Below are 26,712 nucleotides of genomic sequence, written 5' to 3' on the forward strand. Positions count from 1 at the left end.
AGCGCCGGTCCTCCGTCAACACTCAGGGCGCCTGGTGCAGCACCAGCGGCAAGACGCTGGTCGCGCCGGCATCGCGCAACAGCGCGGCGGCCACCGTCATGGCCCAGCCGCTGCGGTAGCGCACGTCGAGCAACAACAACGGGCCAGCCGGCACCGCCACGCCGGGACGCAGCGCCAGCGCCCGGTGCAGCGCCGCGACCTTGGCGGCGGAAGCGAGTTCTGGATCCGGTGCGGGGCCGTTCCACCGCAGCGCATCGACCAGCGGCAGCCGCCCCACCCGGGCCACGTGGGCCGCCACCGAATCCAGCAGCAGCGGGTGCGTGGTCGAGGGCATGGGCACCACGGCCACCGGCCGCGCGCCCCAGCGGGCCCGCCAGCGGCCGAGCACGGCCACCACGCCATCGAGCACCGGCTGCGTGGCCGGCGCGTCGGCTCCGGCCAGCAACGGCAGCAAGGCATCGGCCCAACCAGGATCGTCGGCGAAGGCCAGCGCGCGGCCTTCGCTGCACGCGGTGATGCGGCCCTTGCGCGCGCCGCCCGGGGGCCAGAGCTTGCGCGGCTCGACGACCACGTCCTGCCCGCGCGCGTAGATGCGTGCCGCCTCCACACGCGCTGCGTCCGGCTGCACGCCGGGTTCGGGCAGGCGGCCGGTGCAGACGCTGCAACGGCCGCAGTCGCGCGGGGCCGGATCGTCCAGCGCCTCCTGCAGAAAGCGCATAAGGCAGCCCTGGCCGGCCGCGAAGGCACGCATCAGACCGGCCTCGCGTGCGCGCACCGCACCCAGGGCCTGCCAGCGTTCGGCGTCGAAGGTCCAGGGCTGGCCGGTCAGGGCCCAGGCCGATCCTTCGCGCTGGACCACCTCCTCGACCGCCAGGATCTTGAGCAGGCCTTCGAGCCGGCCGCGCCGGATGCCGGTGGCGTTCTCCAGCGCCACCAGGCCCTGTGCGCCGTCGGCGAGCGCAGCCAGGATCTGGCCCACGCGTTTCTCGTCGGGCACGCCGGCCGTCGCGAAATAGGCCCAGATGCGCTCGTCGGTCTCGGCCGGCAGCAGCACGGCCACGGCGTCGTCCAGCGCCCGGCCGGCGCGGCCGACCTGCTGGTAGTAGGCCACCGGCGAGGCCGGCGAGCCGACATGGATGCAGAAGGCCAGGTCGGGCTTGTCGTAGCCCATGCCCAGCGCGGAGGTGGCGACCACGGCCTTGAGCGCGTTGCGGCGCAGCGCATCCTCGATCTGCTGGCGCGCGGCCGTGTCCAGACCGCCGTGGTAGGCCGCGACCTCGAAGCCGCAGGAGTGCAGGAAGCCGGCAATGCGCTCGGTCTCGGCCACCGTGAGGGCGTAGACGATGCCGGAGCCGGTGAAGCGGTCCAGCGCGTCGGCCACCCAGGCCAGGCGCTCCAGCGCGGCCAGGCCGGGCACGACGGCCAGCCGCAGCGAGGAGCGCGCGAGCGAGCCGCGGAAGGTCAGTGTGTCCGGCCCCAGCTGGCGCGCGATGTCCGCGGTCACGCGCTGGTTGGCCGTGGCGGTCGTGGCCAGCACGGGCGTGCCGGCCGCGATGCCCAGCAGCGTCCTGGACAGCCGCTGGTAGTCGGGCCGGAAGTCGAAGCCCCAGTCGGAGATGCAATGCGCCTCGTCGATGACGACCAGGCCGGCGCTGGCCAGCAGCTGCGGCAGGCGCCGCGCAAAGCCGGGGTTGCCCAGCCGCTCGGGCGAGACCAGCAACACGTCCAGGCGGTCGCCGGCGATGTCTTCGAAAACGGTGTCCCAGTCGTCCAGGTTGGTCGAATTGATGGTGGCTGCGCGCAAGCCCGCACGGGCCGCGGCCTCGACCTGGTCGCGCATCAGCGCAAGCAGCGGCGAGACAATCAGCGTGGGGCCGCCGCCGCTGGCACGCAGGGCCGAGGTCGCGGCCCAGTACACGGCGGATTTGCCCCAGCCCGTGGCCTGCACGACGAGCACACGGGCACGCTGCTCGACCAGCGCGGCGACGGCGGCCAGCTGGTCTTCCCGCGGGCGGGCCGCCGGGCCCGCCATGGCGGCGAGAACCTGGCGCAGATGGGTGTCGGCAAGGGCCGGCATGGTGCGCCGTGCTGCAAGAGACCCGTCAGGCCAAGCGGGTGGCTCACTTGCCGAACAGGCGCAGCAGATGCTGCCAGGCCCGCAGCAGGAAGCCTGCGCGCTCCACGTCGGCCTGCGCAACCAGCGGCGCCTCGGCCACCGGCTTGCCGCCGGACGTCGCTACCACCTTGCCGATCACCGCGCCCTTGGCCACGGGGGCCTCCAGGTCGGCGTTGAGCTGGGCCGCCGTCTCCAGCTTCTGGCCCTTGGGCACCGTGATCGTCCAGGGCGCGCCCAGCACGGCGGGCACCGTGTCGGCCTTGCCGAAGCTGACCTTGGCCAGCGCCACCTGCGCGTCCGGCTGGATCGGCGTGGCCTTCTCGAAGCGGCTGAAACCCCAGCTCAGCAGTGCGCGCGTCTGGTCGGCGCGCGCCTGCATGCTGTTGGCGTTCAGGATCACGGTGATCAGGCGCATGCCGTTGCGCTTGGACGAGGTGACGAGGCAATAGCCCGCCTCCTGCGTGTGGCCGGTCTTCAGACCATCGACCGTGGGGTCGGTGTAGAGCAAGGCGTTGCGGTTGCCCTGCTTGATCTTGTTGAAGGTGAACTCGCGCTCGGCGTAGATCGGGTAGAAGTCGGCGCTGTCGCGGATGATGGCGCGCGCCAGGACCGCGAGGTCGCGCGCGGAGGCCTTGTGCGCCGGGTCCGGCAGGCCCGTGGCGTTGACGAAGTGGGTCTGCGTCATGCCCAGGCGCTTGGCCTCGGCGTTCATGAGCGTGGCGAAGTTGTCCTCAGTGCCGGCGATGTGCTCGGCGATCGCCTTGGACGCATCGTTGCCCGACTGCACGATGATGCCGCGCAGGATATCGATCACCTTGGCCTGGCTGTTGAGCGGCAGGTACATGCAGGACTCGGTGCCCGAGCCCCGACACCAGGCGTTCTCGCTGACCGAGACGAGGTCGTCCTGCTTGAGCTTGCCGGTGCGGATGGACTGCTCGACCAGGAAGCTGGTCATCATCTTGGTCAGGGAAGCGGGCGGCAGCGGCTCGTCCGCGTTCTCGGAAGCCAGCACCTGGCCGGAGTCGTAGTCCATCACCAGCCAGGCCTTGGCGGCCAGCACCGGCGGCCCGCCGGGCTCGGCAGAAGGGGTGACGGAAGGCGGCGTGGCCGCCTTCTTCTGGGCCGCCTTGGAAGCATGCTGCGGCGCGGCGAAGGATGCGGTGGATGGCACGAAGCCGCCTGCGGCGATGGCGAGGACGGCGGAAAGGATCAGGGAACGGTTGGCTTGCACGGTGCGCAGGGACAGAAAAACAGAGGTTGGTTCGGGGGCAGACTCGGCCGGCAGGCGGGAGTTCACTCCCACTCCATCATCAATAGGCCTCGCTAACCCGCATGGTTAAAGGGATCTGGCGGAGTCGGATGAGCTCTATACCGTCGCTTTTACCGTCAGTCAGTCCTTCGCAATGAAGCGCTGAGCAACGGCACGCTACGGGTACTTCTGAGCCCTCTCCAGCATACAGCCTTTGGCCATATTCATGTCTTTCAGGGCCCTGGAGCTTCTGCCCAGAACTCGGTGACACACGGACTCGTGCGGTCACACGATCAACACATCACGGTTTTGGACCAAGCCCCGCGAGCATCCTCACCGCTACCTACTTGACGGCTGATAGCTGCAACTTAGACTTTATTTCTACAGTTGTTGTATTATTGATCTATGGAAGAAGCCAACGCCGTCCGATCCCTCGCTGCGCTAGCGCAAGCATTGCGCCTGCGCCTGTTCCGCGCCCTGGTCGTCGCCGGCCCCGAGGGCCTGACCCCCGGAGCGCTGGCCGAGCAACTGGACGTGGCCGGCAACACGCTGTCGTTCCACCTCAAGGAACTGACGCATGCCGGCCTGGTGACGCAGGAGCGGCAGGGCCGCAACCTCATCTATCGGGCTTCGTTCACCACGATGAACGAGCTGCTGGGCTACCTCACCGAGAACTGCTGCGAGGGCGCAGCGTGCTCGACCACCGACGCGGCGGCGGATTGCCGTTGCTGAAAGGACCACGATGAAGCGCTTCCACGTTCACCTGCACGTCACCGATCTGGGCCAGAGCATCGCCTTCTATTCCAAGCTGTTCGCCGCCGAGCCCGCGCGCATCGAGGGCGACTATGCGAAGTGGATGCTGGAAGACCCGCGCCTGAACTTCGCCATCTCCACGCGCGGCGCTACGCCGGGCGTGGACCACCTAGGCTTTCAGGCGGACGAGGCCACCGAGCTGGTGAACCTCAAAGACCGGGCCGAGGCGGCCAACCTGGCGCTGCTCGATGAAGGCCAGACGACCTGCTGCTACGCCCGCAGTGACAAGCACTGGATCACGGACCCGCAGGGCGTGGCCTGGGAGCACTTCCAGACGCTGGGCAACGTGCCCGTGTTCGGCAAGCCAGGCCCGGCAAAGGCCGCTGCGGCGGCGTGCTGCGCCCCTGTGGCCGTACCGGCATCCGCATCGTGCTGCGGGCCTGCCAAGGCCTGCTGCTGATCCCTTTTCTCTTTCATCACGACTACCCCATGACCTCGACATCCAAGCCGCTGAACGTCCTGTTCCTCTGCACCCATAACTCGGCCCGCAGCATCCTGGCCGAAGCCTTGCTGAACGGCATGGCGGGCGACCGATTCCGCGGCTTCTCCGCTGGCAGCAGCCCGCGCGAGAACCAGCAGCCCAACCCGCTCGCGCTGGAAGCGCTGCAGCGCGTGGGCATTTCCACCGAAGGGCTGCGCAGCAAGAACTGGGACGAGTTCGCCAAGCCCGACGCACCGAACATGGACCTCATCATCACCGTGTGCGACAACGCGGCCGGCGAGATGTGCCCCGTCTGGCCAGGCCACCCCGCCACGGCGCATTGGGGCTACCCGGACCCGTCGGAAGTGGATAGCAGTCTTGAAGAGAAGCAGGCCGCGTTCCGCAAGACGCTGCACGCCATCCGGCAGCGCGTCGAGCTGTTCATCAACCTGCCCGCCGCAGCCATCGACAAGCTGACGATCCAGCAGTCCGCACGCGATCTGGCCAAGCGCTGATCCCTCGCGCGTCTGACCTCTCTCGCGGCCCAGCCGGGCCGCATCCCCGTTCTCCCTCATAGAAGGCCTCCGCCATGCTCGCGGCCATCCTGATTTTTCTGTTCACGCTCGTGCTGGTCATCTGGCAACCCCGGGGTCTGGGCATTGGCTGGAGCGCATCGTTCGGCGCTGTGCTGGCGCTGGTGTTCGGCGTGGTGCACCTGGCCGACATCGCCGTGGTGTGGGGCATCGTCTGGAACGCGACCGCCACATTCGTGGCCGTCATCATCATCAGCCTGCTGCTGGACGAAGCCGGCTTCTTCGAGTGGGCCGCGCTGCACGTGGCGCGCTGGGGCGGCGGGAACGGCCGCCGGTTGTTCGCCTTCATCGTGCTGCTGGGCGCGGCGGTGGCCGCGCTGTTCGCCAACGACGGCGCCGCACTGATCCTGACACCCATCGTCATGGCCATGCTGGTCGCGCTGGGCTTTTCGCCGGCCGCGACGCTGGCCTTCGTGATGGCAGCCGGCTTCATCGCCGACACGGCCAGCCTGCCGCTGGTCGTGTCCAACCTGGTCAACATCGTCTCGGCCGACTTCTTCGGCATCGGCTTCAACCAGTACGCGGCCGTGATGATGCCGGTCAACATCGCCGCCGTGCTGGCCAGCCTGCTGGTCCTGCTGCTGTACTTCGGCAGGAGCGTGCCGGCGCGCTACGATCTGGCGCAGCTCAAGGCGCCGGCCCAGGCCATCCGCGATCCGGCCACCTTCCGGGCCGGCTGGGTAGTGCTGGTCCTGCTGGTGGTCGGCTTCTTCGGCCTGGAGCCGCTGGGCGTGCCGGTCAGCGCGGTCGCGGCCGTGGCCGCCGTGGTGCTGCTGGCCGTCGCGGCCCGCGGCCACGTCATCAGCACGCGCAAGGTGCTGCACGGGGCGCCCTGGCAGATCGTGGTGTTCTCGCTGGGTATGTACCTGGTGGTCTACGGCCTGCGCAATGCCGGGCTGACCGACCGCATTGCCGGGCTGCTCGATGTGTTCGCGCAGGGCGGCATCTGGGGTGCAGCCATCGGCACAGGCGTGCTCACGGCCTTGCTGTCCTCGGTCATGAACAACATGCCCACGGTGCTCATCGGCGCACTGTCCATCGACGCATCGCAGGCAAGTGGTGTGGTGAAGGAAGCCATGATTTACGCCAACGTCATCGGCTGCGACCTCGGTCCCAAGATCACACCCATTGGCAGTCTGGCCACGCTACTCTGGCTGCACGTGCTCCAGAAGAAGGGGACCACCATCGCCTGGGGCTACTACTTCCGCGTGGGCATCGTGCTCACGCTGCCCGTGCTGCTGGTGACGCTGGCGGCTTTGGCGCTGCGCTTGTGCCTGGCCTGAGCGCGTCCACCGCCCAACAAGGAACCGACCATGCCCAACATCACGATCTACCACAACCCCGCCTGCGGCACGTCGCGCAACACGCTGGCGATGATCTGCAACAGCGGCGAGGAACCACAGGTCATCGAGTACCTGAAGACGCCGCCCGACCGGGCCACGCTGGAACGGCTCATCGCCGCCATGGGCATCACGCCGCGCGAGCTGCTGCGCAGGAAGGGCACGCCCTACGACGCGCTGGGCCTGGACAGCGCTTCATGGACCGATGCGCAGTTGATCGAGTTCATGCTGCAGGAACCTATCCTGATCAACCGGCCCATCGTCGTCACGCTGCTGGGCACGCGGCTGTGCCGGCCTTCCGAAGCCGTGCTGGATCTGCTGCCGCAACCGCAGCAAGGCGCCTTCACGAAGGAAGACGGCGAGGCCGTCATCGACGAGAAGGGAGCGCGCATTGCCAAGCCCTGAGCTGCCGAACATCGATGGCTCCAGCTTCCGCCGGCCCGACGTGGCGCGGCTGCTGCCGGCCGAGCGCGCGACCCATCCGCCGCGCATCCTGCTGCTCTACGGTTCAGTGCGTGAGCGCTCTTACAGCCGGCTCGTGACCGAGGAAGCGGCTCGGCTGCTGCAGGCCATGGGCGCCGAGCCGCGCATCTTCGATCCGCGCGGCCTGCCCCAGCCCGATGGCGCGCCCGAAGACCACCCCAAGGTGCAGGAGCTGCGCGAGCTGGCGCAGTGGTCGGAGGGCATGGTCTGGTGCTCGCCCGAGCGGCACGGGGCCATGACCGGCATCATGAAGTCGCAGATCGACTGGATTCCGCTGGCGGTCGGATCGGTGCGGCCCACACAGGGCAAGACGCTGGCCGTCATGGAGGTGTCGGGCGGCTCGCAATCCTTCAACGCAGTGAACCAACTGCGCGTGCTGGGCCGCTGGATGCGCATGCTGACCATCCCCAACCAGTCGTCGGTGGCCAAGGCCTTCGCCGAGTTTGAGGAAGACGGCCGCATGAAGCCCTCGCCTTACTACGAGCGCGTGGTGGACGTGATGGAGGAACTGGTGAAGTTCACGCTGCTGACGCGCGATTGCTCCGGCTACCTGGTGGACCGCTACAGCGAGCGGCGCGAGAGCGCCGAGGCGCTGTCCAAACGCGTCAACCTGCGCAGCATCTGACCGCCAGCATCAGGTGCAAGGCCGAACCACGACCACCGTGCTGCTGGGCGTGGCACAGACGCTGGCGTGGGCCTCGTCGTACTACCTGCCGGCCATCCTGGCCGACGCCATCGCCCGGGACGTGGGTACCTCCAGCTCGGCCGTGTTCGGGGCCTTCTCGGTGGCCTTGCTGATGTCTGCGGCCATCGGGCCGTTCGCCGGCCGCCTGATCGACCGGCGAGGCGGCCGGCCGGTGCTGATCGCCAGCAATGTGGTGTTCGCGGCCGGCCTGGCCGCACTCAGCCAGGCACAGCAGCCGCTGCACGTCCTCGCGGCCTGGGCCGTCATGGGTCTCGCGATGGGCAGCGGCCTCTACGAAGCCGCGTTTGCCACGGCAGTGCGGCTGCACGGCCAGCAGGCGCGGCGCACCATCACCGGCATCACGCTGTTCGCCGGCTTTGCCAGCACGGTTGGCTGGCCGCTGACGGCCTGGCTGGAGAGCACCATGGGGTGGCGTGGGGCCTGCCTCGTGTGGGCCGGTCTGCACCTGGTCATTGGCCTGCCGCTCAATGCCATGTTGCCGGCGGCCGAGCGCGCCGCGCACGCACCGAGCGATGCCATCGGCAAGCCCGAGCAGCAGGCGGCCCTGTCGCCGGACAAGCAGCGCGGCGCCGCCGTCCTGCTGGCCTTCGTCTTCGCCGTGGCCTGGTTCACCAGCACGGCCATGGCCGCGCACCTGCCCAAGTTGTTGCTGGGCGTGGGGGCCAGCCTGGCGGCGGCCGTGGGCATCGCGGCGCTGGTAGGGCCGGCCCAGGTCGCGGGCCGGCTAATCGAGTTCGCGTTTCTGAGCCGTGCGCACCCGCTGCTGTCGGCGCGCCTGGCCACGCTGGGCCATCCCCTAGGCGCCCTGTGCATCGGCCTGTTCGGCAGCTCGGCCGCGATGGCCTTCGCCTTGCTGCACGGCCTGGGCAATGGCATCCTGACCATCGCCATCGGGACGCTGCCGCTGCTGTTCTTCGGCGCGAAGGGCTACGGCCAGCGGCAAGGCTTCCTAATGGTGCCGGCCCGCATCGTGCAGGCCGGCGCACCGTTCCTGTTCGGCTTGGCGGTGGAGCGGCTGGGCGTGGGCGCGCTGTGGATCTCGGCGGTCCTGGGCTTGGTCGCGTGCCTTGCGCTGACGCGGCTGGCGATAGATCTGCGACGCTGAACAACTCCCGGCCGACGACAGAGACGGCCGGTCCACCTGTGCATGCTCAGGGCAACTCAGACGACCGCCTGGTGCCTTGACGGGCAGTCAATGCGTACCGTGGACATGTTTGCGCACGGCATGCTTGGGGAACACAGGCATCTCGGTCGAAAGTTCGTTCAAGATTCCGCAGCAACCTGCAGCGCTCGATTCGGCGCACTGTGCGCGGAGCACCTTGAGTTGCTTCTCAAGCTGTCTCAGTTCCCGGATGCGTTCGGCGACGTGCCCAATGTGCTCATCTAAGAGTTCGTTGACCCCCTCACAGTTTTCCTGTGGCGTTTCTTTGAAGCGCAGTAGGGAACGAATCTCGCCCAGGGCCATATCGAGCGATCGGCAATGCCGGATGAAGGTGAGCCGTTCAACGTGCTCTTCTGCATAGACCCGGTAGTTGTTTTCAGACCGCTGCGGCGCTGGCAACAGCGCTTCCCGCTCGTAGAAACGGATGCTCTCAATGCTTGTCCCTGTGGACTTGGCCAACTCGCCGATCTTCATGGGGCCTCCAAGAAAGGGAAAGCCTTGACTCTAAACCGGCTTCAGAGTCGTGATATGGAGCAGAGCCAACGTCTATTTGGGCTCAGACAGGCGCGCTGGAAGCCTTCGCGCACGCAACGCGCTCAATTCCCCCATGCAATGAGCGAGCAAAGAGGCCACCGCTTGACTCTCTACCCAGTACAGGGTTTGTAATTCGGCTGTTAAGGCTCGCTGCTGAGCGGGTCGATCAAACAAGGAGTGCCGATGGGAGAGAACTGCGCCGACGACGAAGCACAACATCTCGACGCTAGCCAAGCCCAGGACCGCAGCATCTTGTTGCTGGTCCTGCTGATTAATCTGGGGCAATGCGTGGCCGGGGTTGGCGTTGGCGTGTGGGCTTCTTCTACCGCACTGATCGGCGCCGCCCTGGACAACCTGGCCGACGCGTCGGTGTATGGCGTGAGCCTTTATGCAGTTGGTCGCGCGTCGGCGATCAAAGTCCGCGCCGCGAGGCTGTCAGGCTGGCTGTTGATCGGCTTGGCCGTGATGCTGCTGATTGAAGTGCTGCGCCGGTTTTTTGGCGGCGAACCGCCCGTAGGGCCAGCCATGATGGCTATGGCTTTCGTCAATGCAGCGTTGAACATCGTCTGCCTGCGCCTGCTGAAGCGTCACCGTGGGGAGGACGTCAACTTCAAGGCGTCGGCCATCTTCACCAGCAACGACTCGATCGTGAACCTCGGCATCGTGCTGTCCGGGGCCTTGGTGATGTGGTGGGGCTCGAACCTGCCGGACTTGATTCTTGGCCTCGTGGTGTCGGCGATCGCAGCCAACGGTGGCAGGGAGATCCTCTCCGAAGCGGCCGAGGCCGCCGAAAAGTCTCCGTCCGATGCCACTTGACTCTGCACCTGCTACAGGGTGTTCAATGGCGGTACATCCAAAGGCATATGAATGAAGATCGACCTCAATTCCGAAGCCGCCGACGAAGCCGTGCGCAGTTCCAACGGCAACACCACAGTATTCGACATCCCCAATATGGACTGCCGCAACGAAGAGGCTGCCATCCGCGCGCGGTTGGCGGCGCTTTCAGTGGTCCGGTCCCTGTCATTCGATCTCCCACAGCGCCGTCTGACCGTGGTGCACACATCGGAGACGCCACAACACCTGCTGCAGGCATTGGGCGAGATCGGCATGAAAGCCTCGGTAGCACCCGAACCCGCTGGAGCACCTGAAGATCGCTGCGCATCGACCTGTTTGTCGGGTTGCAGCAGCAAGAGTGCACCAAAGACCGACGTGTTCACGATCCCGAACATGGATTGCCGCAACGAAGAAGCGGCGATTCGAACCCGCCTGCAACCGCTCCCCGACGTCATGTCGCTCGAGTTCGACCTGAAAGCACGCCGGTTGGCTGTCGTCCACAGTCTGCCCTCCGCGGATGCGCTGCTGGAGCAGCTTCAGGCGATCGGGATGCAGGCCCACCTCGGCGATCTGCCACGAGAGGCATCGCCGAGACGCGAGACGGCCGGTTGCAGCCCATGCGGCAAGCCCGCAGCTTCGCCTGCGCCGCCCGCCACTGGCAATGCCACGCAGTTCTTGATCACCAACATGGACTGCCCTACCGAGGAAGCGCTGATTCGCAAGCGCCTGGGCAACGTGGCCGGGATCGACAGGCTTGACTTCGATCTGATGAACCGGCGCCTGGCAGTTCTGCACCGCCTGGCAGGCCCTGCGCCGGTGCTTGCCGCGCTGCGCGATATCGGCATGAACGCCACAGTGGAGCGTGAAGCAGGCCCGAGCCCGAACGGACTGGCCACTTACCTCATCGAGAAGATGGACTGTCCGACCGAGGAGGCACTGCTGCGCAAGGCGCTGGAGGGCATGCCAGGCGTGGACGGGCTGCAGTTCGACCTGATGAGCAGAAAACTGACCGTGAGCCATTCGCTGCAGGACTTGGCATCGGTCACTGCGGCCATCGAGCGGGTGGGGATGTCACCGGTTCTGCAGGACAGCAGCCAGCCAGCCCCGGCAGTGACCCGAGAGTTCGGTAGCGGGATCTCTAAGAGCCAATGGTTGCGCATGGCGGCTGCTGGAGCGCTTGCGATTGGTGCGGAAGTGATGGCTTTCTCAGGCTGGGGCGAATCATCGGTACCCGTTGTGGCCGCTTCGTTGGTCGCCATCGCGCTGGGCGGCATCGAGACCCTCAAGAAGGGCTGGATCGCGCTGCGCACGATGTCGTTGAACATGAACTTGCTGATGACCATCGCCGTCATCGGCGCCGCACTCATCGGCCAGTGGCCCGAGGCGGCGGTCGTGATTTGGCTGTTCGGCATCGCGGAAATGATCGAGGCGCTGAGTTTGGATCGGGCGCGCAACGCCATCCGCAAACTGATGGACCTGGCGCCGGAGACGGCGTTGGTCAAACAGCCCGATGGGCGCTGGGAGGAAGTCAAGGCCGAAACAGTCGTGCTCGGCGCTCAGATTCGCGTCCGACCCGGCGAGCGGATCGCGCTGGATGGCGTCGTGGTCTCGGGTGCATCGGCAGTTAACCAGGCGCCTATCACCGGCGAGAGCATGCCGGTGGAAAAAAACCCGGGCGATACGGTGTTTGCCGGAACGATCAACGACCGTGGCACCTTGGAGTTCGAGGTCCGCTCGCGCAAGGGCGAAACCACCCTCGACCGAATTGCCCGTTCGGTGCAGGAAGCGCAAGGCCAGCGTGCGCCCACACAGCGCTTTGTCGACCGCTTTGCCAGCGTCTACACCCCGGCCGTGTTCGCGCTGGCCCTCGCCATTGCTGTGATCCCGCCGCTCTTCTTTGGCGGTGCATGGTTCGACTGGGCCTACAAGGCGCTCGTCATGCTGGTCATCGCCTGTCCCTGTGCCCTGGTGATCTCGACCCCTGTCACCGTCGTCAGCGGCTTGGCGACCGCCGCCCGCCGCGGCATCCTGGTCAAAGGTGGGCTGTACCTCGAACAGGGCCGGTTGCTGCGTGCAGTGGCACTCGACAAGACCGGCACACTGACCCATGGCCGTCCCGCATTGACCGACACGGTTCCTCTCACCTCACTGTCGCAATCGGATGTATTGCGGCTCGCTGCGAGCCTCGATGCCTTGTCTGAACACCCTGTGGCCACGGCCATCGTCAATGGCTACGGCGACAACCCGCTCGCAACCGTGCAAGGCTTTGAGGCCTTGGCTGGACGCGGCGTCAAGGGCGACATCGATGGCCACACCTACTACATCGGCAACCAGCGCTTGGCCACCGAACTGGGTGTGATGACGGACCGTGCAAGTGCGCTGCTCGACCAGCTCGAAGCCCAGGCGAAGACGGCGGTCGTGCTGGCCACGGCCGACCAGGCGCTGGCCGTTCTCGCCGTGGCTGACACCGTGCGAGAGAGCAGCAAGCAGGCGATCGCCGAATTGAAGCGACTCGGCGTCGAGCCAGTGATGCTTACCGGCGACAACCGCAAGACGGCGCAAGCTGTTGCTGCACAGGTTGGCATCACCGACGCTCGCGGCGAGCTGCTGCCTCAAGACAAGCTAGAGGCGATCACAAAGCTCGCAGAGCAAGGGCCGGTGGGCATGGTCGGTGACGGCGTCAATGACGCGCCGGCGCTTGCGAAGTCGGACATCGGCTTTGCCATGGGGGCGGCCGGTACCGACACAGCCATCGAGACCGCCGACGTGGCGTTGATGCAGGACGACCTGCGCAAACTCCCTGAGTTCATTGCGCTGTCGCGCCGGGTCGCTGGCGTGTTGAAGGCGAACATCGCTTTCGCGATCGGAACGAAGGCAGTCTTCATGGTGCTGGCCTTCACGGGCCATGCCAGCCTGTGGCTGGCGATCCTCGCCGACATGGGTGCGAGCTTGGCGGTGGTGTTCAACGGGTTGCGGCTGTTGAGGGACAAGCCGGCGGAGGCGCAGGATGCGCGTTGATCGCAGTTCGTGGGGCGCGCTCGGCTTGGCCGCGTTCGTGATGCTTGCGGACGTTCTGACCAAGCAGGCTATCGTCGCGTGGGTCGCGTACGGTGCGCAGCACCCATGGCTGCCCATCCTCAACATTGTCCATCTGCTGAATCCAGGTGCCGCATTCAGCTTCCTGAGCCAGGCCGGCGGGTGGCAGCGCTGGTTCTTCCTCGCCATCGCACTCATCGCCTCGTTGTTCCTTCTCGTGATGATCTTGCGGCCGCAGACGCGGCCGCTGGAGCGCGCGGCTTTCGGCCTGATCCTCGGCGGAGCCCTGGGCAACGCGATCGACCGCGTGCTGCGCGGTGCAGTGGTGGATTGGATCGATATGCACTGGGGCGGGTACCACTGGCCGGCTTTCAATGCCGCCGACGTGGGCATCAGTGCGGGAGTGGCGGTGCTCGTGCTCGATGCCTGGCGCTCGTCGAGACAAAGGACGATTGCCGACCGTGCTTGATGAGCTTGGTGAAGCTTGTCACTCCCAGTTTCCGGCTTCGAAGGGACACTTCTACGCGGAGTAAAGGGGCACCTTACTGTCTTGGGCCACGAGACCTCCTTGAGATGAGCCCCCCGATTACACTTGTACTACCCCATGTCGCGCCGCCGCAATCGCTTGCTGACCACGTTCTTCGTGGTGCTGTCCCTGCTGTTCTCGCAGCTGGCACTGGCGAGCTACGTTTGCCCGGCAGACGCCGACACTGCTGCGATGGCCGCCATGATGGCCGCTGGCGAGCCGTGCAACGGCATGGACCAGGTGCAGCCGGTCCTTTGCCATCAGCATTCGGCTGGCGCAGCCCAGTCTTTCGAGGCCGTCAAAGTCCCTGCGCCGTCGCTACCAGCGATCGTGCAGGTACTGGTGGTGCCACCAGTGCTGCAAGCAACTGAAGCCCTCGCCGCCCCTCTGGCGGCCGATACGCAGGCCCGCCCGCCTCCAGACCCCCTCTTTCTCTCCACGCTCCGACTTCGAGTCTGACGCCTCCGATCGACTGACAGGCGCCGGCGCGGCACGTCCGCTCGCCGGCAAACACCCCGTTTGTTCTCGGAGTTCCCATGTTCACCCACTATCCGCGTGCGGCCCTTTTGGCCGTCGCCATGCTGCCGGCCCTGGCGGCTGCTGCACCGCTCACGCTCGACCAGGCACTCGACCTCGCCGTGCAGCGCTCCGAAGCTGCGCATGCCGCACGTGCCGGCGTCGCCAGCGCGACCGAAACCGCACGCGCAGCGGGCCAGTTGCCCGATCCAATGCTGCGTGTGGGCGTCGAAAACCTGCCCATCACCGGCGGGGACCGTTTCAGCACGACCCGCGAATCGATGACGATGAAACGCATCGGCATCGCCCAGGAATGGGTATCGGCCGACAAGCGCGCAGCGCGCCAGGCCACCGCAGACGCGATGGTCAACCGGGAGAGCGTCTCGGTCCAGGCAACGGCTGCGCAGGTGCGCACGCAAACGGCGCTGGCTTACCTGGACGTGTATTTCGCAGGCGAGGCACTCAAGCTGGCAACCCAGACCGAGCACCATGTGCACGAAGAGCTGGAAGCGGCCAAGGGCCGGCTGTGGTCGGCCGCCACCAACAGCCAGGAAGTGCTGGCGCTGACCAGTGCCCGCGGCGTCGCAGAGGACGATTCAGCCGATGTGTTGCAGCAGGAGCGCGGCGCGCGCGTGGCGCTGGAGCGTTGGGTCGGCGTCCCCGCAGATGATCTCGCGGCGCCGGTTGGCCTGCCGAACGTGGGTGAGGAGTCCTACGTCGCCAACCATCCCGCAGTCCTGGCCGCGCAGCGCGACATCGAGGTCGCAAGGCAGGAGGCCGCCGTTGCCGCCGCCAACCGCAAGCCGAACTGGTCGTGGGAAGTATCCTATGGCCAGCGCACCGGCTACTCGGACATGGTGTCGGTTGGCGTGAGCATTCCCTTGCCGGTTGCGCCGGCCCAACGACAGGACCGCGACACGGCGGCCAAGTTGGCGCTGGTCGACAAGGCCGAAGCCAATCTGGCGGAGGCCTCGCGCGCGGCGACGGCGGAGTTTCGCACGCTGGCCAGCGACGCCCAACGGCTAACCGATCGCGTCGAGCGGTATCAGGCAGCCGTTGTGGCTCCCGCCCGGCAGCGCACTGTTGTCACCTTGGCCGGCTACCGCTCGAACCAGGTCAGCCTGGTGACGCTGTTCGAGGCGCGTCGTGCGGAGGTCGAAACGCAAAGGAAGCTGCTTTCGCTGAAGCGAGACCTGGCGAAGGTGCAGGCCCAACTGGCCTTCAAGCCTCTCCTGGCGGGAGGTGCCCCATGAAGCGCGCTCTGCCAATTGCCCTCTCGCTCCTCGGTGCCGCCGTGCTGGCCGTTGGCAGCTTCTACGCCGGACGCCAGACCGGCACCGCCACCGAGGCACCGATGGCGGCCACGCCGGGGGTGGCGGCATCAGGTACCGCAGAGCGCAAGGTGCTGTACTGGCACGACCCGATGGTGCCGGGCCAGCGCTTCGACAAGCCCGGCAAATCGCCGTTCATGGACATGCAGCTCGTTCCCGTCTATGCCGACGAAGCGAGCGACTCGGGCGTGAAGATCAGCCCGACGGTGCAGCAGAACCTGGGCATCCGTACCACGGTGGTCAGCCGGGTGGACGTGTCGTCGTCCTTCGACGCGGTCGGCACCGTGCAATTCGATGAGCGCCTCAGTGTCGCGGTCCAGACCCGTGTGGCCGGCTACGTCGAGCGCCTGGCCGTGCGCGCGCCCATGGAGCGGGTCCGCAAAGGCCAGCCGCTCGCAACCCTGTTCGCGCCGGACTGGCTGGGAGCGCAGAATGAACTGCTTGCGCTCCAGCGTGCGGGCGCATCGGAAGACCTGGTGGCGGCCGCACGTGAGCGCATGCGCGCCTTGTCCATCCCTGAGGCCCTCATCCACCAGAGCGAAGCAGCCGGCACGGCGCAGGCGCGTTTCACGCTCAGTGCGCCGGTCAGCGGCGTGATCGCGGAACTCGGTGTGCGCGAGGGCGTGGCGGTCTCTCCGGGCATGACGTTGTTTCGCATCGCGGGCCTGAAGAAGGTATGGGCGGTGGCGGAGGTGCCCGAGGCGCAAGCGGTACGCCTGACGCGCGGCCAGAAGGTCCGGGCCGTCCTCCAAGCCGATGCCAGCCAAGCCTTTGGCGGCGAGCTCAAAGAGATCCTGCCGCAGGTCAGCGCGAGCACCCGGACACTGCAGGCGCGCTTTGAAGTCGACAACGCGGGGGGCAGGCTGATGCCCGGGATGCTGCTGCGCCTGCAGGTCACCGGGCCTTCGGCTTCTCGCCTGGTCGTACCCGCCGAAGCGGTGATCCGCACCGGCACACGCACCGTCGCCATCGTTCGCAAGGACAACGGCGCGTTCGAGCCTCGCGACATCCAGTTGGGCGCTGACCTCGGCGACACCGTCGAGGTGGTTACCGGGCTCGCCGATGGCGACCGGGTCGTTGCCAGTGGCCAGTTCCTCATCGATTCCGAGGCGCGGCTGCGCTCCGTGCTGGGCGCGATGACCGCAGTCACCGCGGTACCTGCAGGCCCCCCCTCCGCGCCGGCACCGATGCCGGCGAACGTGCACACCGGCGACGGCAAGGTCGAAAGCATCGACGCGGACGGCATCACCATCTCCCACGGCCCTATTGCTTCGTTGAAGTGGCCCGCAATGACCATGGGCTTCAGCAAGCCCACCGGCAAGGCCTTTGCCGACATCAAGCCGGGTGACATGGTTCGCTTCGAGTTCAGGCAAGGCGGCTCGATGGACTATGAGCTGGTGTCCGTGCAGCGCCTTGGAGCTGCCAAGTGATCGCTGCCCTCATCCGCTGGTCGATCGGCAACCGGTTCCTCGTGCTCATCGCCACGGCGTTCCTCGTGGCTGCGGGGATCTGGTCGGTCAGGCACACGCCTGTCGACGCGTTGCCGGACCTGTCGGACACCCAGGTCATCGTGCGCACGACGTATCCCGGCAAGCCGCCCCAGGTGGTCGAGGACCTGGTCACCTATCCGCTCACCACCACCATGCTCAGCGTGCCCGGGGCGAAGACGGTTCGTGGCTACTCGTTCTTCGGTGACTCCTTCGTCTACGTTCTGTTCGACGACAAGACCGACCCGTACTGGGCCAGGTCGCGTGTCGTGGAATACCTGAGCCAGGTGCAAAGCAGGTTGCCCACCGGGGCAACGGCCGCGCTCGGCCCGGACGCCACCGGCGTGGGCTGGGTCTATGAGTACGCGCTTGTCGATCGCACGGGTAAGAACGACCTTGGACAGCTGCGTGCGCTCAATGACTGGTTCTTGAAGTTCGAGCTGAAGACGGTGCCGGACGTGGCCGAAGTCGCCAGCATCGGCGGGATGGTGCGGCAGTACCAGGTGGTTCTGGACCCCGACCGCATGCGGGCGCTGGGCGTCACGCAGGGCGCGGTGATCGACGCCCTGGGCAAGGCCAACCAGGCCGCTGGAGGCTCTGTCGTCGAGCTGGCTGAGGCGGAGTACATGGTCCGTTCGCGCGGCTTCCTGAAGTCGCTCGACGACTTCCGCACCATTGCGCTGCCCGTCTCGGGCACGACGCCGGTGCTCCTGCGCGATGTGGCGACCGTGCAGATCGGCCCGGAGATGCGCCGCGGCATCGCCGAACTGGACGGTGAAGGCGAAGTCGTGGGCGGTGTCGTGGTCATGCGCTCGGGAAAGAACGCCAGGACCACCATCGAGGCGGTCAAGGCCAAGCTGGCTGCCTTGAAGCCGAGCCTGCCGCAGGGCGTCGAGGTGGTCGAGACCTACGACCGCTCCAAGCTCATCGACCGCGCCGTCCTGAACCTGCGCGACAAGCTCGCCGAAGAGTTCATCGTGGTAGCGCTCGTCTGCGCGGTGTTCCTGTTCCACCTGCGCTCGGCACTGGTCGCCGTCGTCACGCTGCCGGTGGGTGTGCTGACGGCGTTCATCGTGATGCACTGGCAAGGTGTCAGCGCGAACATCCTGAGCTTGTCGGGCGTGGCCATCGCGCTGGGGGCGATGGTGGACGCGTCAGTGGTGCTGGTCGAGGCGGCGCACAAGCACCTGGAGCACTTCGAAGACCAGCACCAGCGGCAACCGACGGTGTCCGAGCGCTGGGCGCTGATCGCGCAGGCCTCGGTCGAGGTCGGACCGGCGCTGTTCTTCTCGCTGCTGGTCATCACGCTGTCGTTCCTGCCGGTGTTCACGCTCGAAGCGCAGGAAGGCCGGCTGTTTGCGCCACTGGCCTTCACGAAGACCTATGCCATGGCGGCAGCAGCCGGGCTGTCGGTGACGCTGGTACCGGTCCTGATGGGCTACCTGGTCCGAGGCCGCATTCCGAGGGAGACGGCGAACCCGCTCAATCGTTTCCTCATCGCTGTCTACCGTCCCGCGCTGGAGCTGGTGCTCCGGTTCCCGAAGCTCACCCTGGCGATCGCGGCCCTGGTGCTGGCGATCACCGCGGTGCCGGTCATGCGCCTGGGCGGTGAGTTCATGCCGGCGCTCGACGAGGGCGACCTGCTGTACATGCCCTCGGCGCTGCCGGGCCTGTCGATCTCCAAGGCGTCGGAATTGCTGCAGCAGACCGACAGGCTCATCAAGACGGTGCCAGAGGTCGAGCGCGTGTTCGGCAAGGCCGGACGCGCGGACACGGCGACGGACCCCGCACCGCTGGAGATGTTCGAGACGACCATCCAGTTCAAGCCGCGCGACCAGTGGCGAGCGGGCATGACGCCGGACAAGCTGGTCGAGGAACTGGACCGCGTCGTCAAGGTGCCCGGCCTGTCCAACGTATGGGTGCCGCCCATCCGCAACCGCATCGACATGCTGGCCACGGGCATCAAGAGTCCGGTGGGCATCAAAGTCGCCGGGGCGGACCTTGCGACGATTGACCGCCTGACCGCACAGGTCGAGGCGGCGGTGAGGAGCGTGCCCGGCGTGTCTTCGGCCCTCGCCGAACGGCTGACCGGTGGCCGCTATATCGACGTGGACGTGGACCGGCCTGCCGCAGCGCGCCATGGTTTGTCCGTGGCCGATGTACAGAGCATCGTCTCGACGGCCATCGGCGGCGACAACGTCGGGGAAGTGATCCAGGGCCGCGAGCGCTACCCCATCAATGTGCGCTACCCGCGTGAGATTCGCGACTCGCTGCAGCGCCTGCGGGAGCTGCCGTTCGTCACAGAGAGGGGGGCGACGGTGCTGCTGCAGGACGTGGCGCGCATCTCCATCGAGGAAGGGCCGCCGATGCTGCGCAGCGAGAACGCTCGCCTGTCGGGCTGGGTTTACGTCGATGTTCGCGGCCGGGACCTGCGTTCGGTCGTGACCGATATGCAGGCAGCGGTGACTAAGCAAGTGGCATTGCCAGCCGGCTACGCCGTTTCCTGGTCCGGCCAGTTCGAATACCTGGAGCGCGCCACCGAGCGACTGAAGGTGGTCGTGCCCGTGACGGTGGCGGTCATCTTCGTTCTGCTGTACCTGCTGTTCCGCTCGTTCAGCGATGCGGCGATCGTGATGGCCGCGGTGCCGTTCTCGCTGGTCGGAGGCTTCTGGCTGGTCTGGGCGCTGGGGCATTCGATCTCGGTCGCGACGGCGGTCGGTTTCATCGCGCTCGCAGGTCTCGCGGCGGAGTTCGGCGTGGTGATGCTCGTCTACCTGAAGAACGCCCATGCACGTCGCCTTGCCGAAGGGCAACCGGACTCGGACGAGACGCTGCTGGCGGCCATCCGCGAGGGCGCAGTGCATCGGGTACGGCCCAAGGCGATGACAGTCGCCGTCGTGATGGCGGGCCTGGTGCCCATCCTGCTGGGGACCGGCACCGGCTCGGAGATCATGACCCGCATCGCCGCGCCGATGGTCGGAGGCATGGTCACGGCACCGCTGCTGAGCATGCTGGTAATACCGGCCGTGTGGTATTTGGTGCACCGCAAGCGCGACGCGAGGTATCACCGCTCCTCTGCGGGGAACCCGGCCACCACGGCCTCAACGCCCTGAAAACCCATCAACCAACTGACGAAGGACCCATGATGAAAGTACACCACATCCTGATCGCTGCCATCCTGGAGGCGGCCGCTGCCCAGGCTTCGGCGCAAGGCATGTCAATGCCTGCGAAACCAGCGGCCGCCTCTGCTCCGGCGATGCCACTGGTCGACGGCGAGGTCCGCAAGCTCGATCCTGCGGCAGGCCTCGTCGTGCTGCAGCACGGCGACATCCCGAACCTGGCCATGCCCGGTACGACGATGGGCTTCGACGTCGCGGACAAGAAGATGCTGAATGGCCTGAAGGTGGGGGACAAGGTGCGGTTTCAGGCCGAGATGATCAAGGGCAAGGCGACCGTGACCGAGTTGAAGACGGTCAAGTAGTGCAGCGGCTCTTCGGGCAATTTTGATCGCAACAAGCTATTTCTGGCTTTCGCCGCCGAACTGCTGGGAACGCAGTCGAAGCGAGTTCGCGATGACGCTCACTGACGAAAGAGCCATCGCTGCTGCCGCGACCACCGGCGACAGCAGGAGCCCGAAAGCGGGATAAAGAACGCCGGCAGCGAGCGGAATCCCCGCTACGTTGTAAGCAAACGAGAGGAAGAGGTTCTGGCGGATGTTGCGCATGGTCGCCTTAGACAGGGCGCGCGCACGCACGATGCCCATCAGGTCCCCTGTGAGCAAGGTGATTCCTGAACTCTCCATGGCCACATCGGTACCCGTGCCCATCGCGATACCAACATCGGCGGCGGCCAGGGCTGGGGCGTCGTTCACACCATCGCCGGCCATGGCGACAACCCTGCCTTCGCCCTTCAATCGTTGCACGACCGCCGCCTTGTCCTCTGGGAACACTTCGGGGATGACCTCGTCGATGCCGAGATCCCGTGCCACAGCTTCGGCGGTTGTGCGCCCATCACCGGTGAGCATCACGATCCGCATGCCAGCGCTGCGCAGTTCCTGGATGGCCTGCTTTGCGGTCAGTTTGATGGGGTCGGCGATCCCCACGAAGCCCGCCAGGCGGCCCCCAACGGCCACAAAGATGACTGTTGCAGCCTCGGCGCGTGCCTGTTCTGCCCGGGTGTTCAGTTCGGTCGTATCAATCCCATGCTCCGCGAGAAATTTCGCGCTGCCGCAGATGACGGCCGTCCCTTCGATGGTGCCGAGAACGCCCTTGCCAACCGGTGAGTCAAAGTCCACCACAGGCAGCAGGGAGAGGCTGCGTTCTTGAGCCTTCGCGACGATGGCGGCCGCCAATGGGTGTTCGCTCGCTCGTTCGACGCTGGCCAACTTTTGGAGAACATCCGATTCGTCGAAGCCTGGGAGCGTGACGATCCGGGTCACTTTGGGGCGGCCCTCGGTGAGGGTCCCGGTCTTGTCCACGACCAAGGTGTCCACCTTCTGCATGCGCTCCAGTGCCTCGGCATCCCGGACGAGAACACCGCTTTGCGCGCCACGCCCGACCCCCACCATGATCGACATGGGCGTTGCAAGGCCCAAAGCGCACGGGCAGGCGATGATGAGCACCGCAACAGCCGCGATCAGTGCATGCGAGAAGGCGGGCGCCGGCCCCCAGGCCATCCAGGCAACGAAGGTGAGGACAGCGGCTACAAGCACGGCGGGAACGAACCAGCCTGCGACCTGGTCGGCCATGCGCTGAATCGGCGCGCGGCTTCTCTGCGCGGTCGCCACCATGTGGACGATCTGCGAGAGCAGCGTGTCTGCGCCTACCTTCTCCGCGCGCATCACGAAGCCGCCCGTCTGGTTCATGGTGCCTGCGGTGACCTTGGAACCTGGCGCCTTCGCAACTGGCATCGGCTCGCCGGTCACCATCGACTCGTCTACCGTGCCTTTGCCTTCTACCAACTCACCATCGACTGGCACCTTGTCGCCGGGCCGAACGCGAAGGAGTTCACCGGTTTCGATGGCGTCCAAGGGAACTGTTTCGTCGTGCCCACCGGCATTGACCCGCAACGCCGTCTTGGGTGCCAGGTCGAGCAAGGCGCGGATGGCCCCCGAGGTCTTCTCCCGGGCGCGTAGCTCAAGAACCTGGCCGAGCAGGACAAGTACGGTGATGACGGCGGCCGCCTCGAAGTAGATCGGTACTGCGCCGTCGCCCGACCTAAACGAAGGCGGGAACACCCCGGGGGCCACGGTCCCGACAAGGCTGTAGGTCCACGCCGCACCTGTGCCGAGCGCAATCAGGGTGAACATGTTGAGATGGCGGCTTCGCAATGAAGCCCAGCCACGGGTGAAGAACGGCCAGCCCGCCCACAACACGACCGGCGTGGCCAACAGCAGTTGAGTCCAGTTCGAGGTCTGCTGGCCGACCAAGTGATGCAGGTTGACGAGGTGCGAGCCCATTTCCAGGACGAAGACGGGCGCCGTGAGAGCCAATGCGATCCAGAAGCGGCGGGTCATGTCCCGAAGCTCTGGGCTTTCCTGTGCTCCAGCCGTAGCCAGGACGGGCTCCAATGCCATCCCGCAGATGGGGCAAGTGCCCGGCCCTACCTGCCGAATCTGAGGGTGCATCGGGCAGGTGTATTCAGCGTCCATACCACCTTGTGCAACGGGCGCGGTGCGCTTGTGGCTGTGATGACCGTCGTGGTGGTGCGCACCGTGCATGGTCCCACCCGCAGCCGCGCCTTGGGCCGGGTGTTGATGCTCCACGTCAGGCTTCTCCATGGAGCAATGGTTGTGCTCGTGCGAGCTTGTGGTCCGCGTCATTGGAAAATCTCCTTGCTTCACAAGGTAAGCCCTCCAACGGTTGGAAGGTCAAGCCGTGGACCATGCAATCGGGCCCACCGGCTGGCGACACTGATGCTCAGCCGGCCCCCGATAAGGCCATCAGTTCAATGCATGGGCGGCTTCCGCATAGTTGGCGGCCCGCCCTAGGAACCTCCCATGAGGCTACCTCTTAGGCACTTTTGTTCGGCCAATCGGCCTTGAGCTCCTCAGCGGATCGGCTGAAGCGTGTCGATGCCGGTGCTTTCATCTGTTTCTGGAGGCGGCGGCGGCACGTGCCGATCCCTGTAGGACGGAAGATCAGGTGCGCCATTGGGCACGCGCTGAGCCTCCAGCCGGGCGATGTGTCGCTTCATTTGCGTGATCTCACGAATTTGCGCATCGATGATCCCATCAGCCAGCTTGCGCACTTCAGGATCTTTGATGTGCGCTCTCTCGCTGGTCATGATCGCGATTGAATGGTGCGGGACCATCGCCTTCATGTAGCTCACGTCATCGACGGTTTCCTGACTGCGAACGAGCCAGAGAGCTATGGCGAAAACTACTACGCTGCCGAGAAAGATCGCCATGTTGGCTCTCTTGCTTTTGTACATGCTCGTCATGAAGCCGAGCATGATGAACGCCATGGCCGCGCCCATCACGATGGCCATCCACGCGCGCGTCTGGCTGAACTCTACGTGGCTTAGGACGTAGGTGTTCAAATACATCAGCCCGTACATAACGACCGTCGATGTCGCCACCATCGCGGCGAAGCGGCCATATCCCATTCTCATATCGCTACCGTCCTCCATTTCGCTCTCCTGGGTAAAGGTGATCGTGAGCATCGCCTCGTAAGAACATCAAAGGGCAAACGGCGGCCATGCGGGGTTACCAGGGATCTTGCAAACACAGCATGTACGCACGAGGACTGCTGTCTTCGTACCGAGTTAGATGCGCAGGCGCGTTAGCGGCCGGGCGGATCAATGCACCATTGCCAGGCAAGCTTCGGCGCAGCGGTGGCAGGCCTCGGCGCAGTCCTTGCAGTGCTGCGCCTCGTGCCGGGCACACTCATCGCCACAGGCCTTGCAGATTTCGGCGCAAAGGCGGCAGATGGCAACCGCATGGTCGCTGCCTCGGGCCATCGCCGCCGAGGCAAGCTGGCAGACCGCCGCACAGTCGATGTCCAACGCGATGCACTTGGCCATCATCTTCACGTCCTGCTCAGCCAGGCAGGAAGCAGCGCAGTGGTTGCATGCCGCCGCGCAAGCGTTGCAAGTTTCGATACATGCGGCATAAGTTTCATGTGACATCGTTTTCTCCTACGCGAAAAAGCCGGAGGACCGGCGGAACGGGCGACCCGAGAGCCGCCCCGGGACAGAGAGACAATCTTCAGCGCGCCGCCTCAAGCTTGGTGACGGTGAACTTCCCGTCTATCTTGTCAGCGACGAACTGCACCTTGTCGCCAACTTGGACCTTCTCCAGCACCGCCGGGTCCTGAACCTGAAACACCATCGTCATGCCGGGCATGTCCAGGTTCTTGAGCGGACCGTGCTTGATGGTGAGCTTCTGGTTTTCCTTGTCGACTTTCCTGATCTCTCCCTCGGCAAACGGCGTGCCTGCAGACGCGGATGCGCTCGCCGGGTCGGTGGTCGGTTGTGCACCGGCCAGGCCGGAAATGGATATCAGGGCTGCTGCGACGGCCGCTGCAAACCAGGTGTTTCGAGAGGATGTCATGGCTTGTTTCCTAATGTTGAGTGAGTGGCACGGTGCGACACACACCGCGTCCGGTGCCATTACTTGGCGGACGCCTTGCCCTTGGCCTTGGCGACGGTGACTGCGCCCTTCATGCCCGCGTCGTAATGGCCGGGCTGCAGGCACGCGAAGTCCACCTTGCCAGCCTTGGTGAACTGCCAGATGACTTCGCCGCTCTTGCCCGGGGCCAAGGTGACCATGTTGGGATCGTCGTGTTCCATCTCCGGGTTCTTCTTCATCACCTCGTAGTGCTCCTTGAGTTCTTGCTCGGTGCCAAGGACCAGCTCGTGCTTAACCTTGCCCGAGTTCGTGATGAGGAAGCGGACGGTTTCGTTCTGCTGGACATCGATGGTGGCGGGGTTGAAGCGCATGGCATCGGTCATATCGACCTTGATCGTGCGCGTGACCTTGGCGGCCACGCCGGGTTTGCCAACGGCCGCGCCTGGCTCGCCATGGCCACCCGCGTGGGTGCCAGATGCAAATGCGGCGCTTGTGGCAACAGCGAACAAGGTTGCGGCGAGTACGTTACGGATGGTTTGTGTCTTCATGGGGGGTTCCTCGGTTAAAAAAGATCAGTGGCCTGCGTGGCCACCATTGGCTGGCTTGCGGACTTGCACTTCGATGTTCTTCGCGGGCATGTTTTGCGCCGGCATGGCCGATGGGCCGGCTCCGCTGGATCTGGCAGGCTCTGCCATGGGTGCGCCGTATTCGTACGCGACCGTGCCCTTGGGGTGTTTGAACCAACCGGGGTTGGAGTAATCCCCTGGCTTTTGGTCCTTGCGCACCTTCACCATGCTGAACATGCCGCCCATCTCGACGGAGCCGAACGGCCCTTCGCCGCTCATCATCCGAGCGGTGTTGTCGGGCAGCGGCATCTCCATCTCGCCCATGTCGGCCATGCCACGCTCGCCCATGACCATGTAGTCGGGCACGAGCTTGGTGATCTGCTTGACCACGTCCTTGTGATCGACACCGATCATCGTGGGCACGTCGTGCCCCATAGCGTTCATCGTGTGATGGCTCTTGTGGCAGTGGAAGGCCCAATCGCCTTCTTCGTCGGCCAGGAACTCCACCTGGCGCATCTGGCCCACGGCCACGTCGGTCGTCACTTCATGCCAGCGCGTACTCTTGGGCGTGGGCCCACCGTCGGTACCCGTCACCAGGAACTCGTGCCCGTGCAGGTGCATCGGGTGGTTGGTCATGGTCAGGTTGCCGAAGCGAATGCGCACCTTGTCGTTGAGCCGCACGTTGAGCGAATCGATGCCCGGGAAAACGCGGCTGTTCCACGACCAGAGGTTGAAGTCCAGCATGGTCATGATCTTCGGCGTCGCGCTGCCCGGCTCGATGTCGTAGGCGTTGAGCAGGAACACGAAATCGCGGTCGACCTCGTCGATGAGCGGGTGCTTCCCCTTGGGATGGGTGACCCAGAAGCCCATCATTCCCATCGCCATCTGCGTCATTTCATCGGCGTGCGGGTGGTACATGAAGGTCCCCGGGCGGCGCGCGACAAACTCGTAGACGAAGGTCTTGCCCGGCTGGATCGGCGGCTGGGTCAGGCCCGACACGCCGTCCATGCCATTGGGCAGACGTTGCCCGTGCCAGTGGATGGAGGTGTGTTCGGGCAGCTTGTTGGTGACGAAAATTCGCACCCGGTCCCCTTCGACCACCTCGATGGTCGGACCTGGCGACTGGCCGTTGTAGCCCCACAGGTGGGCCTTGAAGCCCGGGGCCATCTCCCGCACGACGGATTCGGCCACCAGGTGGAATTCCTTCACGCCGTTGTTCATCCGCCATGGCAGCGTCCAGCCGTTCAAGGTGACCACCGGGTTGTAGGGCCGGCCTGTGGATGGTGTCAGGGGCGGCATGGTGTCAGGCCGGGTTTGCAGGACCGGTTCCGGCAACGCGGCCATGGCAACCTTGCTCACGGAAGCGGCTGCGATGGCGCCAGTGATGGCTCCCGCGCCGCTCAGAAAATTGCGTCTATTGTTCATGTGT

Annotated in this window: 24 protein-coding genes; 15 read left to right on the forward strand and 9 right to left on the reverse strand. The window is 65.8% G+C overall.

Features of this window, described 5'->3' with window-relative positions; translation table 11 throughout:
* Positions 1-22: 22 nt before the first annotated feature.
* Both IE209_RS19120 and IE209_RS19125 read right to left on the reverse strand, forming a co-directional pair.
* Positions 23-2,077, reverse strand: a complete 2,055-nt coding sequence (locus tag IE209_RS19120; protein WP_189688532.1) for a RecQ family ATP-dependent DNA helicase — start codon at positions 2,075-2,077, stop codon at positions 23-25.
* 43 nt (positions 2,078-2,120) lie between these two features.
* The gene (locus IE209_RS19125) at positions 2,121-3,347 is read right to left on the reverse strand and encodes a D-alanyl-D-alanine carboxypeptidase family protein (protein WP_189688533.1); all 1,227 of its coding nucleotides are present in this window, start codon (positions 3,345-3,347) and stop codon (positions 2,121-2,123) included.
* Positions 3,348-3,770: 423 nt separating this feature from the next.
* Between IE209_RS19125 and IE209_RS19130 the strand changes: the two genes are divergently transcribed.
* From IE209_RS19130 to IE209_RS19160, 7 genes are all read left to right on the forward strand, one after another.
* Positions 3,771-4,097, forward strand: coding sequence for an ArsR/SmtB family transcription factor (locus IE209_RS19130; protein WP_106846715.1), 327 nt, complete (start codon positions 3,771-3,773; stop codon positions 4,095-4,097).
* Positions 4,098-4,107: 10 nt separating this feature from the next.
* Positions 4,108-4,578: an ArsI/CadI family heavy metal resistance metalloenzyme gene (locus IE209_RS19135; protein WP_106846716.1), complete on the forward strand. Its 471-nt coding sequence runs from the start codon at positions 4,108-4,110 to the stop codon at positions 4,576-4,578.
* A gap of 29 nt (positions 4,579-4,607) precedes the next feature.
* A complete protein-coding gene (locus IE209_RS19140; RefSeq protein ID WP_106847642.1) occupies positions 4,608-5,114 on the forward strand; it encodes an arsenate reductase ArsC in 507 nt (168 codons plus the stop codon).
* Between the two features lie 74 nt (positions 5,115-5,188).
* A complete protein-coding gene (locus IE209_RS19145) occupies positions 5,189-6,475 on the forward strand; it encodes an arsenic transporter (RefSeq protein ID WP_106846717.1) in 1,287 nt (428 codons plus the stop codon).
* Positions 6,476-6,505: 30 nt separating this feature from the next.
* Positions 6,506-6,937 carry an arsenate reductase (glutaredoxin) gene (gene arsC / locus IE209_RS19150; protein ID WP_106846718.1) on the forward strand — a complete coding sequence of 144 codons (432 nt, stop codon included), beginning with the start codon at positions 6,506-6,508 and terminating at the stop codon, positions 6,935-6,937.
* A complete protein-coding gene (gene arsH / locus IE209_RS19155) occupies positions 6,924-7,640 on the forward strand; it encodes an arsenical resistance protein ArsH (protein ID WP_106846719.1) in 717 nt (238 codons plus the stop codon). The genes arsC and arsH overlap by 14 nt, the downstream gene beginning before the upstream one ends.
* A gap of 13 nt (positions 7,641-7,653) precedes the next feature.
* Positions 7,654-8,826 (forward strand): MFS transporter, encoded by a 1,173-nt coding sequence (locus IE209_RS19160; protein WP_106846720.1) that lies wholly within the window; start codon positions 7,654-7,656, stop codon positions 8,824-8,826.
* Between the two features lie 87 nt (positions 8,827-8,913).
* Here the strand turns inward: IE209_RS19160 and cadR are convergent, their stop codons facing one another.
* On the reverse strand, positions 8,914-9,357 hold the full coding sequence (gene cadR / locus IE209_RS19165) for a Cd(II)/Pb(II)-responsive transcriptional regulator (protein WP_106846721.1): 444 nt from the start codon (positions 9,355-9,357) through the stop codon (positions 8,914-8,916).
* A 243-nt stretch (positions 9,358-9,600) separates the two neighbouring features.
* Between cadR and IE209_RS19170 the strand changes: the two genes are divergently transcribed.
* From IE209_RS19170 to IE209_RS19205, 8 genes are all read left to right on the forward strand, one after another.
* Positions 9,601-10,233 (forward strand): cation efflux transmembrane domain-containing protein, encoded by a 633-nt coding sequence (locus tag IE209_RS19170; protein ID WP_106846722.1) that lies wholly within the window; start codon positions 9,601-9,603, stop codon positions 10,231-10,233.
* 51 nt (positions 10,234-10,284) lie between these two features.
* Positions 10,285-13,269: a heavy metal translocating P-type ATPase gene (locus IE209_RS19175; RefSeq protein WP_106846723.1), complete on the forward strand. Its 2,985-nt coding sequence runs from the start codon at positions 10,285-10,287 to the stop codon at positions 13,267-13,269.
* Positions 13,259-13,756, forward strand: a complete 498-nt coding sequence (gene lspA / locus IE209_RS19180; protein ID WP_106846724.1) for a signal peptidase II — start codon at positions 13,259-13,261, stop codon at positions 13,754-13,756. Before IE209_RS19175 ends, lspA begins: the two co-directional genes overlap by 11 nt.
* A gap of 123 nt (positions 13,757-13,879) precedes the next feature.
* A complete protein-coding gene (locus IE209_RS19185) occupies positions 13,880-14,272 on the forward strand; it encodes a hypothetical protein (protein WP_308433194.1) in 393 nt (130 codons plus the stop codon).
* Between the two features lie 77 nt (positions 14,273-14,349).
* Positions 14,350-15,582, forward strand: a complete 1,233-nt coding sequence (locus tag IE209_RS19190) for a TolC family protein (RefSeq protein WP_106846726.1) — start codon at positions 14,350-14,352, stop codon at positions 15,580-15,582.
* Entirely contained in the window at positions 15,579-17,090 is a 1,512-nt protein-coding gene (locus IE209_RS19195; protein WP_189688534.1) for an efflux RND transporter periplasmic adaptor subunit, read from the forward strand. The genes IE209_RS19190 and IE209_RS19195 overlap by 4 nt, the downstream gene beginning before the upstream one ends.
* On the forward strand, positions 17,087-20,260 hold the full coding sequence (locus IE209_RS19200) for an efflux RND transporter permease subunit (protein WP_106846728.1): 3,174 nt from the start codon (positions 17,087-17,089) through the stop codon (positions 20,258-20,260). The genes IE209_RS19195 and IE209_RS19200 overlap by 4 nt, the downstream gene beginning before the upstream one ends.
* Before the next feature lie 32 nt (positions 20,261-20,292).
* A complete protein-coding gene (locus IE209_RS19205) occupies positions 20,293-20,628 on the forward strand; it encodes a copper-binding protein (protein ID WP_189688535.1) in 336 nt (111 codons plus the stop codon).
* Positions 20,629-20,664: 36 nt separating this feature from the next.
* Here the strand turns inward: IE209_RS19205 and IE209_RS19210 are convergent, their stop codons facing one another.
* The 6 genes from IE209_RS19210 to IE209_RS19235 all read right to left on the reverse strand — a co-directional run bounded on the left by IE209_RS19210 (position 20,665) and on the right by IE209_RS19235 (position 26,708).
* Positions 20,665-22,926, reverse strand: a complete 2,262-nt coding sequence (locus tag IE209_RS19210) for a copper-transporting P-type ATPase (protein ID WP_189688536.1) — start codon at positions 22,924-22,926, stop codon at positions 20,665-20,667.
* A 269-nt stretch (positions 22,927-23,195) separates the two neighbouring features.
* Positions 23,196-23,810, reverse strand: coding sequence for a DUF305 domain-containing protein (locus IE209_RS19215; protein WP_227001331.1), 615 nt, complete (start codon positions 23,808-23,810; stop codon positions 23,196-23,198).
* Between the two features lie 135 nt (positions 23,811-23,945).
* Positions 23,946-24,275 carry a four-helix bundle copper-binding protein gene (locus tag IE209_RS19220; RefSeq protein ID WP_106846729.1) on the reverse strand — a complete coding sequence of 110 codons (330 nt, stop codon included), beginning with the start codon at positions 24,273-24,275 and terminating at the stop codon, positions 23,946-23,948.
* 79 nt (positions 24,276-24,354) lie between these two features.
* Positions 24,355-24,699 (reverse strand): copper-binding protein, encoded by a 345-nt coding sequence (locus IE209_RS19225; protein ID WP_106846730.1) that lies wholly within the window; start codon positions 24,697-24,699, stop codon positions 24,355-24,357.
* 59 nt (positions 24,700-24,758) lie between these two features.
* A complete protein-coding gene (locus IE209_RS19230; protein WP_106846731.1) occupies positions 24,759-25,265 on the reverse strand; it encodes a cupredoxin domain-containing protein in 507 nt (168 codons plus the stop codon).
* Positions 25,266-25,289: 24 nt separating this feature from the next.
* The gene (locus IE209_RS19235; protein WP_106846732.1) at positions 25,290-26,708 is read right to left on the reverse strand and encodes a multicopper oxidase family protein; all 1,419 of its coding nucleotides are present in this window, start codon (positions 26,706-26,708) and stop codon (positions 25,290-25,292) included.
* Positions 26,709-26,712 lie beyond the last annotated feature (4 nt).

Source organism: Pseudorhodoferax aquiterrae (assembly GCF_014652235.1).
In the GTDB taxonomy this organism is placed as follows: domain Bacteria; phylum Pseudomonadota; class Gammaproteobacteria; order Burkholderiales; family Burkholderiaceae_C; genus Pseudorhodoferax; species Pseudorhodoferax aquiterrae.